Here is a 2,381-nt window from a genome sequence, read left to right on the forward strand (position 1 = left end):
TCGACGACACGTCGGCTGCGGCTACCCACGCCGCCGACCTGCTCAACGACGCGCTGAACATGCCGAGCGCGGCGGAAAGCGCGGTCATGGTGCTGCTCGTCGATGACCAGACGATCGTAGCGGAAGCCGTGCGCCGGATGCTGGTGGACGAGCCGAGGCTCGATTTCCATTACTGCGCGAACCCGGAGGACGCGTTGCGGGTGGCGCAAGCCACGCGGCCAACCGTGATCCTGCAGGACCTGGTGATGCCCGGCGTGGATGGACTGACGCTCGTGCGGCAGTATCGTGAACATGAGTCGACCCGCGATATCCCGATCATCGTGTTGTCCACGAAAGAGGAACCGCGCATCAAGAGCGCGGCGTTTGCTGCAGGCGCCAACGATTACCTGGTGAAATTGCCGGACAGCATCGAGCTGATCGCGCGGATCCGTTACCACTCGCGCTCGTACCTGAACCTCACGCAGCGCGACGAGGCGTATCGCGCGTTGCGTACGTCGCAGCAGAAGCTGCTGGAAACGAATCTGGAATTGCAGCGCCTCACGAATTCGGACGGGCTGACGGCCTTGTCGAACCGGCGTTGCCTAGATGATTATCTGAGCGCCGAATGGAAACGCGCCGCGCGCGACAAGTCGCCGCTTGGTTTCCTTATGATCGATGTAGACAGCTTCAAGTCATACAACGATACCTACGGTCACGTCGCCGGTGACGATGTGCTCAAGCACGTCGCGCGCGCCGTTGAATCTTGCCTGAACCGACCTGCGGATCTCGCTGCGCGCTTTGGCGGTGAAGAGTTTGCCGTGGTGCTGCCGTCTACGTCGGCTGCGGGATTGCGCCTCCTCGGCGAAAAAATTCGCGCGGCGGTCGAGACGCTTGCCGTGCCGCATGCCGGCGCGGTTGCCAAGTGCGTCACCATCAGTGTGGGTGGCGTAACGCAAGTGCCGGAACCTGGCGAAGACGTGAAGCAGCTTATCGAAGCGGCTGATCTGGCGTTGTATCGTGCGAAACGCGATGGACGTAACCGGGTCGAAGTCGGCGGCGCATAAGCGCTTACTTTCGCGGCGAAGCCTCGGCGTCGATAACCAGCGGAGCGCGCCAGCGACCGTCCGGCGTTATGGCGATCAGGCGGCGCACGGTATTGCCGCTTGCCTGCACCTGTGTGCCCTTCGCTGAATCGGCAGGGTTCCTGGAATCCGGGCAACCCGGGCTGGAGAAGATGCTCCAGTCGCGATTGCAGCTTTGTGGCTGATGCGCCGATGCAAGCCTGAGGTTCTGCCAGTCCGCAGCGTTGTCGGCACCTTTGGAGGCTGCTGCAGGGGTGATCCAGGGATCGGATTGCGTACTGCCATCAAGTTTCAACACTGCGGCCGGTTGAGTCCCCCGATTGTGTTTTGTGGCGTCGCGTTCGATCGTCGCGGCCGAATCGGGCGCTACGCGCTTGCGCCATGCATTGTTGCTGGCGATCAGGCCGGGCGAACGTCCGCGCGGCGTTTCGTTCCAGTTCGAGCTGTCCATCACAAGGACGTTGGCGGGGTGCGCCGGTCGGCCCGGCTGGTTGGCTGCCGCCATTGTTTGTCGAGCGGGTGTGACTGCGTGCAGTTGCTCTCCCGATCTGACCTGATTGCCAGAAGGTGCGCTCCACGAATCGTCCTGCACGATGTGTACTGCGGCCGGGTTTGCCCACGGATCGTCGCGAACAGTATTCCGGACGGTTTGATCGGCGTCCGGGACGCCCGGTTGAACGCCCGTTGGCAAGGCCCATTGATCGACAACCGGGGGTTCAGGCGGTGCCGGTTCATCGGCGCGGGCCGTTGCGTGCATCAAGCTGAAGGCAGCACATGCCAGCGCGACTTTTTCCAGTCTCAAATGAGCGAATCGGAAGACGTCGCGGATCGGTGGGCGAGACATGGCATTTCCTCGGATTGCACGAAAGAACGCAAGCCTATGGCAAACGGCAGTCCGAGATAACCGGATTTATCCGAATAGTGAATGGTTTTCTCCCGGCCACGCCATTCATTTGGCGTTCGCCGCAGCCACGTTCGCTGTACCGCCGTTCGGCGAGCCCATCGCCTGGAAGAGCAGCGCGGTATCGGTCAGGCGCGCGCTTTCGTAGCGGATTGCATCGAGCCTGGCATTTCGATACTGCCGCTCGCTTGCCCGAACCGACGACGGCGGGATTGCGCCGAGCCGCGCACGGGCCGCCGAATCGGTAAAGACGCTCATGGAGGTGCGGCTGGCGGTATCGGCGAAATTCAGCGCCTGGTTGTCCTGCTCGAGCGCCGCAAGAGAATCGGCGACGTTGCGGAATGCGGTCAGCACCGTCTGCTTGTATTGCGACACCGCGGCTTCGTAGCTCGCCTGCGCCGCGCGCTTTTGCGCGAGCA

General features: G+C 62.6%; 3 protein-coding genes. 1 reads left to right on the plus strand and 2 read right to left on the minus strand.

From position 1 onward, the window contains the following. Positions 1-59: 59 nt before the first annotated feature. Positions 60-1,043: a diguanylate cyclase domain-containing protein gene (locus tag ACRXB1_RS34615; protein ID WP_231941373.1), complete on the plus strand. Its 984-nt coding sequence runs from the start codon at positions 60-62 to the stop codon at positions 1,041-1,043. Positions 1,044-1,047: 4 nt separating this feature from the next. Here ACRXB1_RS34615 and ACRXB1_RS34620 read toward each other — a convergent pair whose 3' ends face one another. Next, positions 1,048-1,905, minus strand: a complete 858-nt coding sequence (locus tag ACRXB1_RS34620) for a hypothetical protein (protein ID WP_449494604.1) — start codon at positions 1,903-1,905, stop codon at positions 1,048-1,050. A 105-nt stretch (positions 1,906-2,010) separates the two neighbouring features. Next, positions 2,011-2,381: TolC family protein (locus ACRXB1_RS34625; RefSeq protein WP_449494605.1), on the minus strand; the 371-nt coding region annotated here is incomplete at its 5' end.

This window comes from Caballeronia sp. M23-90 (genome assembly GCF_053574605.1).

Bases quoted from the DNA above. Each gene is read 5' to 3' on its own strand.
- ACRXB1_RS34615 (WP_231941373.1), top strand. From the start codon at position 60: ATGCCGAGCGCGGCGGAAAGCGCGGTCATGGTGCTGCTCGTCGATGAC.
- ACRXB1_RS34620 (WP_449494604.1), bottom strand. From the start codon at position 1,905: ATGTCTCGCCCACCGATCCGCGACGTCTTCCGATTCGCTCATTTGAGA.